The organism is Bradyrhizobium sp. WSM4874 (assembly GCF_055811835.1).
The window spans coordinates 1-7,882 of the sequence record NZ_JBVVPR010000096.1 but is presented as its reverse complement, the minus strand read 5'-3'; the positions used below and the strand labels follow the sequence as shown (position 1 = coordinate 7,882).

The following is a 7,882-nucleotide window of genomic DNA, read 5'->3' as shown; positions in this document are numbered from 1 at the left end:
TAAGCTCGATCTCCTTCAGGCTAGGCTGATTGGCGCGCCATAAAAACAAACACGATCATCGAATATGCGTCAGAGCCCCGATTGGATGCCGATCACCCCGAAAACGGGGTCCTTATTCCATGCCGAAACACATCGAATTGCCCCTTCGTCATCGGCTTTCTCCGAAATAGCGACACCAAGAATCGCCAGCCGCGCTGGAATTCATCAGTAACCCACACCCACATCATCGGACCTCCGACCGCGCCCTACAGATGTCCATGCAAGAGATAAAGAATAACGTGCAGAGCGCTTCAACCGGGGCTTTCCGCGCCATTTATCTCGGCCGTTTGGATGTCCCGGCAATGCCCCCGGGCGAAAAAATCTTGAAACAAGGGGAGCTCCCAGAGCGACCTTAAGTGCCGCGCGTAATCGCAATACAGCTACCGCCAAGGCTTCGGACGGACCTGCGTAGGCTTATTGCCAGGCCATGGCCGCTATCTGTGCTCGGAGCTCCTGTGCTTCATCGGCCTTCTTGTTGAGAATGTCGGCCTGCTCGGTCGAGATATTCGGCTTGAGCGAGCGCGGGACATGAATAACCTTACCGCCCTCCATGAATGGCACTTACAGCCCGTGCGCGACCGCGTTCCTGATATCTGACAGCGCCCGCGCCTTCTTGATGAGCGTTTTGAAGTCTCTCAGCTTTTGAGGCGGCTCCTTCTCGAAGCCGATCTCGAATATATGCTCCGCCGCTGTACAGAGCACATTGAAGTCATGCACCATGATCGCGGAAAAAGCTCGTCCATCACCCAGGCCTCTTCAGCCACCCGGTGCTGGATTTCGTATTCGAGCTGCGAGATTTCAAATACGAACCGGCCGATTGCCTCATAGGTCTTGCTCGAAGTATTTTCGTTCTGGCGGCGGCCATTCAAGCAACTTGCCCGAGCGCTACGGCTCTTGATCTAGGATTATTGTAAGGTGCGAGCACACTTCATCAGCGGCTTGCTTGATTTTCTCCAATTCGACACGGGCTGAGCTGTCTAAAACAATGTTGATCCCTCCTCGGGCTTCCACCTTAGAATTATACGCATCAACTCGCATGATGACGCCCGGAACGATCTTTCGTAGGTCAGGAGCCAGCAACACCAGCGCGCTACCGGCCGACCGCAAGTCGGCCGATACAGAGATTATCGCCCTGCCACTATCTAGCGTACCAGCTCCAGGCGCCGCCCTTGCTGCTGCCGCTGACGAAATCCGTGCCATCTCAACATAAAGGTCCAAAGCCGCGCCGTATTTACGGCCGTACTCAATGCCGCGTCGCATCAGGTCGCGCACATCGCCGTCCCGCAACGGTTCGGATTTAAAGTTGTACCGCTTGTAGTAGCGATAGTCAGATGCTTGGTGGGGGCAGCGAGACTTTGCCGCCGGTATGTCCAACACATACGCCACCTTGCCGTTACCCTTGCTGATCAATTCAACTGGCTTGATCAGTAAGTCCTCGATCTGGGGATAAATGCTCGACATGAGGATGTTTTCGATCTGCTCGCGCGTCACGACATTCGGATCGAGCCCGTCGTCGGTGCCGTCAGGCTTATTACCGACCTCTTTCATGCCGTAGATGATAATGCCTCCGGACGCGTTAGCCATCGCCGACACGTCCTTGCATAGCTCCTTCCTGTGATTGGGGTCTTTCGACAGAGCATCCGACCGCTTGTATTCGAGCACGAGACTTTCCTCGATTTCCCCTTTGTAGAAGGCGTCAATATCCTTCTCTTCCCACTCCCTCACCGGCCGCATGCACCTTCTCTCTTTCTTACGGATTGCGCCGAGCTGAACGCCGGTCGCCCCAGCTAAGTCACCAAACTTATGATAGCCGACGATTTTCAGCGGCTCCTAGGGGATCGAGTTCCTGTTAGGTGGTTCCCCGCGTGAGATCTGAGACGGCGACGTGTCCACCAATCCCTGCCGTTAGTATACGTTTCTTTTTGGCATCCACCATCCGGCGATCTTCTCCATTTCCGCGTTCACGTTCGTGCCATGTTGCAGGCTCTGGACATACCGGATGACTGGCCGGGCGTTGACGTACGCGAGCACCAACTCTCCCGGCCAAAAGTCGTAGCAGACGCTATCATCGGAAGACGCCGTTCAGGATGCTGATCCACCAACCTACATAATGAGAAGTCCCTCTTATCGAACTTTCGATCGAGCACGTGTGGAACACTCAAAGAGTTACGATTGATCTGCAGGGGGACCCGTCCCCATGTCCGATACCTGCCGGAGGTCCGATTTAACTCGACGAGTATCTGATCATCGGGGTCCCATTATCTCGTCCGCTCATCATCTTGCTTGTGATCGCGCACGTCGTCATCGCCCCCCTGCTCTGCCCCGCGGCGCAGGGTATTGGCAAGCTTCGAAAGTTCACTCTTCAGGGCATGCCGGCGAGTTACGACAGCAGGCATGTCGTTGACGAACTGCCGGATCTGTCGCGCTAGCGCATCATCTGCGGCCACACCAGAGCGCTGTAGCTCAGCGGCATAGTCGAGGTAACGCCGCCGGATTGTGTCCTGTCGGGACTTGATCTGTTCGTCCCAGGGGTGTTTGGCAGTCCTGCCGCCCCTCACCTCCGAAAGCACCTCCTTACGGGCGAGCCGATCGACATCGGGCATGATCTTTCGCTTACGCATTGCGAGGATCGCCCCACGATCGGCCTTTCGAACCCGTCCGCGGGTTCGTCGCGGCGTGGCCTCGGCAGCGATCCCGCGAAGCCGGAGTTCACAAGCAAACCGCTCCCGCCACGCCTGGAGATCCGCCTTGCGCGGGTTGAGGCGCTTGCCGTCATGGCCCAGCGATCGAACGGTCAAGTGCACGTGAGGATGCTTGTCGTCGAGATGCTGGACGAAGACGTAGTCGTGATTATAGCCGAACGTCTCGATGGCAAATGCCCGGGCTGAATCCTTGACGGCGACAGCATCAGTGCCAGCCGGCATCGACAGAATGATATTGATCGAAAGCGATCCGTCACGGCGGCGCTTGTCGTCGAGACGGGCATCATCCTCCCAGCGTTGCTGCAGGTCCTTCAATCCAGAACGACCGCCCAGCGTCGCGCCCTGCTCTGTTTCCCCGTCGAGCTCGCCGTTTCGCGTGATGTATGCAAGGTGCGATCTGAGATGCGCCACGCCCTTGGTGCGGCCGGTAATTTTGACCATCACCTCCGGTGCTCGGCGCACGATAAGTTCGAGCTTTGCACGCATCGCCGGCGTAAGGCGGCCCGGAGCAGCCGGATCGGCGATATCCCACTCGGCCCGCCGTGGGCGCCGATTGGGCGTTTCCCAGACATAGGAGATCGGCGGAAGTTCGGAGGCCAGCTCAGTCGGACGCGGCGAGCGTCGACTCATCGTCGTCCATCCCAATAATCCGCGTTGCCGTGCAGCGCATTACGTAGTTGCGCGAGCTCTCTTTCGATGACCAATTTGGCCTCTTGAATTGCAGACAGATCGGGCTCAACCGCCCTGCCCTGCAGCACACTGCTGTTTGCCGCCCGCGCGATCTGGTTGATGTTGCCGCCGATCCGGTTGAGCTCGCGAACGATCGCGCGGAGCGCGTCGTGCTCGTCCGGGGAATGCTGCACTGGCGACCCCAATCGCGAGCGAACCAGCGCGACGATCCAGCCGGTTCGGGTCATGCCACGCTGGTGTGAAACTTCCGCGAGTTGCCGCATCTCGCTCTCGCGAAACCGCACCGTCACCTTCTCCGGCCGCCCCACCGGCAATGCCAAGATGCGCGGCGCGGGCGCAGCAAGGGCATCAGCAATGAGATGCCGCAGCAGCGCGGACTTGCCGCCCTGGGTCGCGGCAAGGACTGAGAACTCCGCCGCGACTTCGTCGGAGACGCGAAGCGAGATCAGAGCCATGCACGCCAATCCCAATCGCGATGTAATACATCGCTGGCGCGAAGCCTATCCTGCACTAGAAAACGTGAATCTCTCCACCCCCTCCATGTTGGTTCAAACCAACGGGCTCGGCACCCAAAGCTCGAGAGTTGCTGCAGGTGAGATCCAACCCAGCTGGTGATCGATGCGGAGAATTCCTCCGGGAATGACGCAGCCGTCGCTCCCAATTCTTGTGCTCCACGAACACCGCGCGTGCAGATCGGCAACATTCGCACCGAATATGTGGGCCGCGGCTTTCCAGCAGCCTCCGGCCTCTCTACAGCGCTGTGGGAGGCGCGTTCGGCCTCCGGCTGCTGCGCTAACGCGCCATCCTTCGGATGGGAAATCCGCTCCACCGGCGCACCAACTGTAGCAGCGTTTCCGAGGAGGCTGTCTAGGACAAGCTTCATGCGAACAGGATCTCTTCGATTGTGATGGTCGATGCTGGAACCTCTTCCGCCTCTTCTGCGCCATCAACCAACAGGACTGCGTGCCGTGAGCCTTGAGACGCGAGTCGATCGACCAGAAGACAGCCAGTGCGATCTTGGTGACGCACTCTGATCGTTAGCGATGTGCTCATTCGCTCGTTCCGATCGCCCGAAGAGTTGGGGGGCTTTTTCGCGATCGCCGTCACACGGTCTGTCTCTCTGGGTCGTAATGCCGCTTGGGTTGCGACCGGGCTTCGTGCTGGTTCCCCTCCAGGGGACCCCTCGCCGTCAGCAGCAGAATCGCGGACCTCGGACCGAATTTTACGAGCCAGCTGACGGGCGTGCGCGTCGGTGAAGCTCTCCTGTGCCGCACATAAAGTTTCGATGGCGTTGGGCTGCTCACGCCAAGCCTGGTAGAGTTCATACACAGCACGGATTGATGAGCCGGCAAGCTTCGACTGGAGGAACTCCGGCATATTCTGGACCGACGCGTAGCGAGACACCCAGTCCCTCGGCTTGCCGAGCTTGCGCGAAATGTCAGCTTGGTTGTCGCCCTGCCCCAAGCGGTCCGCGATGAATGCCGCAATTTCCGGGGCATTGAGGTCATCGCGCTGGATATTCTCGATCATCTGAACATAACGATCCGCAGAACCAACGGCATGAATGAAAGCCGGGATGTCACGGAGCCCGGCGCGTTTCGCAGCACGATACCGCCTTGCACCCATGACGATCACGTACCGGCCTTCCTCGGTCGCTTGCCGCAGCACGATCGGTTGCAGCACGCCATGCTGACGGACTGATTCCGCAAGCTCCTCGAGCTTCGGTTCGTCGAAACTGCGACGAGGCTGGTCTGGATCTTCGTCAATACGGTCGATGGCAATGCAAAGCGGTTGCCCGGTTGTGGCAGCACCATCTTCGGCGGCGTCGATTAGCTGCTTAAAGCTGAGATCAAGCGCCATGTGACGGCTCGTCCATCTGCGCGACGATCTTGGCGAGAACATCGCGGATTTCCCGACCAGCCTCCTGCGCAGAGCGGCGCTTCAGCTTCCAGACGGGCAGGCGCTCGGCAACGGCCTCGGCGTAGCCGTCCCTTGCAACAATCTGGCCCGGGAACACATATTTGCCCGCCTCGCGCAAGAGTTGCTCAAGATGCCTCCTTTGACGGGGCGACTTCGTGTTGAAGTTCGAAGGCAGCAACCCGAGGAACTTCGTATCCTGGCGGCCATAGCGCCTCTGTACGCCGATCACGGTCTGCATCAGCCCTTTGACGCCTTTGATCGAATAGTCCTCCAGATAGATGGGGGCGAGCACATGCGAGGCCGCAACCAGACAGCCGACACTGCGCAGTCCCAATGATGGCGGCGTATCGATGACGCAGGCATCGAACTGATCCGACGCGATAGCGAGGTTCTCTTGCAGGGTTGTTATGGCGGCCGCACTGCTGCGATCGAGATCGGTCAGGGAGCTATCGGCCGGTGCCAGCGTTAGGCCTTCGTCTTCCCGAGCTACAACCCGTATCCCCGGCTTGAACAGATCCGCGGCTAACGTTGAACCTGCGTAGTGCCTCAATGTATCCGATGCGTTGCTCTGCGCATCAACGTCGATCACGAGAACGCGGAGATCCGCTTCCGCCATAAACCAGGCCAAATGCACCGCAAGCGTCGTCTTGCCGACCCCGCCCTTTTGATTGTTGATGACAATCGTCTTCATCTCAAGGTCCGAAAGGGGTCTAACAGCGCGGGAGTCATGTCCTTGTCCATCATGTCCTGGAGGATGTTGGTTTGAACCAACAGCGATTGCGAATCCGGTCACCGGAACGATCCCGGAATTCGTCCGGCGAATCCCCTGCCAAAAGAGTCAGGTCAGCCCATAGCCATCGAGGGAAATTCTGGGCGCGAACTGGGATTGTGCTCGTTGCTGGTCGCTCCGCGACAGGTCGCGAGAGGATCGTCACGCGAAGGCGCGGAGACCGCTTGTGGGCTCCGGGAGCGTCGCCGCGGCGGCGCGAGTAGAGCCGTCCCCGAAGGGGCTCGCCCAGGCAGGGCTGTAAGAGCCGCAGGAAGTTCTGAACTAGGAGCTGATCTCTTGTGGGCGGCCGTTGTATTCAGGGCTGGTGCAATTGCAAGTTAGGCATTGCGACGCGCGCCCCGATGGCGAAGTCTTCATCGAGGAGAGATTAAATCCGGCAATAGGACGGAGTTGCGACATTTCCGGCGCAGTGGACCTATCGGTAAAATGAATCGATTTGCCCGGTCGATTCATAAAACTCATTGGACGCCGCTTCCCTCCGAAGCGAGGATCTGTCCGTGCCGAAACCCGAACCAGAACCGCTTCATCTGCGCCGGATCGATGCCGCGCGCAATATGCGGCGGTTCTATGCGCTGTCCACGCAGCCCACCTTGTTCGGAGAAATGTCGCTGATCCGCAATTGGGGCCGGATCGGCAGGAGTGGCAAGACCATGGTGCAGACCTCGATGGTAATGCGGAGGCGATCGAAGCATTCGTACGCCTGGAACGTGCCAAGCGGAGGCGCGGTTACGCTGTCGCGGACGAAAAACCATCTTAGCCTGACAATCTTTCGAAGATTGCGGCTCTGCCCCGCGATGCCGGCTCTGTCTGTTCCACGGCCTTGGTGTCAGACGAGCAAAATCGAAAAGATGGGAGTCCGTCCCAACCGGCCAATGACATCGCCGAAAAGTTCGCGGCCGAGAACACCCTGACAAAGGCTCAGGCCAAAACCGCGGTCGATAGCGTTTTCAACGCGACCGTTGATGCGGCCTGAGCGGAGCCGAGGCGAGTCTTCCCGGGTTCGGAAAGTTCAACGTCGAGGATACCCCGCTCGTGAGGGCCGCAATCCATCGACCGGCGCAAAGATTGCGATCGCAGCTTCCAGGAAGGAGTTTTACGGCTGCCAAAGCGATCAAGGACGGTCTCAACGCAGGACCGGACCGTAACGGCGGTGCATCGTAAGACGCAAAACGGAGGGGGCTTATGCCCCCTCCTCGGCTGCGAGCGCTTCGTCGCGTTGGCGAATGAGTTCGTCCAGTTCGACTTCGAGCGCCTTGCGCTCCGCCGGCGTGAACACGCATTCGCGCAGCTCGGCCCGCAATTCTTCAATGATGTCGACGGTCATGATCGCATCTCCGGTAGAAGGGAAGCGGGCCCCGCCTTGCGGCGGAGCCGACTTCCTGGAGCTTCAGTCCCGGTTCGGCCGAGACCAGATCAGTTGGAGGCCTTCTGCACCTTCGACCTCGATCAGGGTGGCGTAGATCGGAGCCGGGAAGCTCGGATCGTCCAGCTTGACGGAGAGGTAGTCGCGCTCGGTGTCCTTGGCGGTCTTCTGCCAGGCCGCGCCCAACTCGACATTGCCAGAGTAGATGCGGAAGTGCGGTCCCTTGTCGGAAGGGGTGTCGACGCGGATCAGCTTGGCCTTGACGTTGAGGTTGAGCGTCTTGATCGCGCCGGAGAAGCCATTGCCCGTGGAGGTGAAGGTGCCGATGGTAGCCATTGTCTCATTCGTGCGCCAAGAGTGACGGGTGGAGTCCGTCAC

At 59.1% G+C, this 7,882-nt stretch carries 8 protein-coding genes and 1 pseudogene; 1 reads left to right on the top strand and 8 read right to left on the bottom strand.

What is annotated here, in order from left to right; all coding sequences use genetic code 11:
- Positions 1-453: 453 nt before the first annotated feature.
- The 6 genes from AC0L3P_RS38815 to AC0L3P_RS38790 all read right to left on the bottom strand — a co-directional run bounded on the left by AC0L3P_RS38815 (position 454) and on the right by AC0L3P_RS38790 (position 6,042).
- Entirely contained in the window at positions 454-591 is a 138-nt protein-coding gene (locus AC0L3P_RS38815) for a hypothetical protein (RefSeq protein WP_473309286.1), read from the bottom strand.
- A 333-nt stretch (positions 592-924) separates the two neighbouring features.
- Positions 925-1,773 (bottom strand): AlbA family DNA-binding domain-containing protein, encoded by an 849-nt coding sequence (locus AC0L3P_RS38810; RefSeq protein WP_473309284.1) that lies wholly within the window; start codon positions 1,771-1,773, stop codon positions 925-927.
- Positions 1,774-2,297: 524 nt separating this feature from the next.
- Positions 2,298-3,371: a relaxase/mobilization nuclease domain-containing protein gene (locus AC0L3P_RS38805; protein ID WP_473309283.1), complete on the bottom strand. Its 1,074-nt coding sequence runs from the start codon at positions 3,369-3,371 to the stop codon at positions 2,298-2,300.
- Positions 3,368-3,886 carry a MobC family plasmid mobilization relaxosome protein gene (locus tag AC0L3P_RS38800; RefSeq protein WP_473309281.1) on the bottom strand — a complete coding sequence of 173 codons (519 nt, stop codon included), beginning with the start codon at positions 3,884-3,886 and terminating at the stop codon, positions 3,368-3,370. Before AC0L3P_RS38800 ends, AC0L3P_RS38805 begins: the two co-directional genes overlap by 4 nt.
- A 424-nt stretch (positions 3,887-4,310) precedes the next feature.
- A complete protein-coding gene (locus tag AC0L3P_RS38795) occupies positions 4,311-5,291 on the bottom strand; it encodes a ParB/RepB/Spo0J family partition protein (protein WP_473309280.1) in 981 nt (326 codons plus the stop codon).
- Entirely contained in the window at positions 5,281-6,042 is a 762-nt protein-coding gene (locus AC0L3P_RS38790; RefSeq protein WP_473309278.1) for a ParA family protein, read from the bottom strand. The genes AC0L3P_RS38795 and AC0L3P_RS38790 overlap by 11 nt, the downstream gene beginning before the upstream one ends.
- A 653-nt stretch (positions 6,043-6,695) precedes the next feature.
- Between AC0L3P_RS38790 and AC0L3P_RS38785 the strand changes: the two are divergent.
- Positions 6,696-6,898, top strand: a pseudogene (locus AC0L3P_RS38785) (WGR domain-containing protein).
- Between the two features lie 423 nt (positions 6,899-7,321).
- On the opposite strand, the gene AC0L3P_RS38780 reads toward AC0L3P_RS38785, so the two are convergent.
- Positions 7,322-7,465: a hypothetical protein gene (locus AC0L3P_RS38780; protein ID WP_473309277.1), complete on the bottom strand. Its 144-nt coding sequence runs from the start codon at positions 7,463-7,465 to the stop codon at positions 7,322-7,324.
- 63 nt (positions 7,466-7,528) lie between these two features.
- Positions 7,529-7,840 (bottom strand): DUF736 domain-containing protein, encoded by a 312-nt coding sequence (locus AC0L3P_RS38775; RefSeq protein ID WP_028152788.1) that lies wholly within the window; start codon positions 7,838-7,840, stop codon positions 7,529-7,531.
- Positions 7,841-7,882 lie beyond the last annotated feature (42 nt).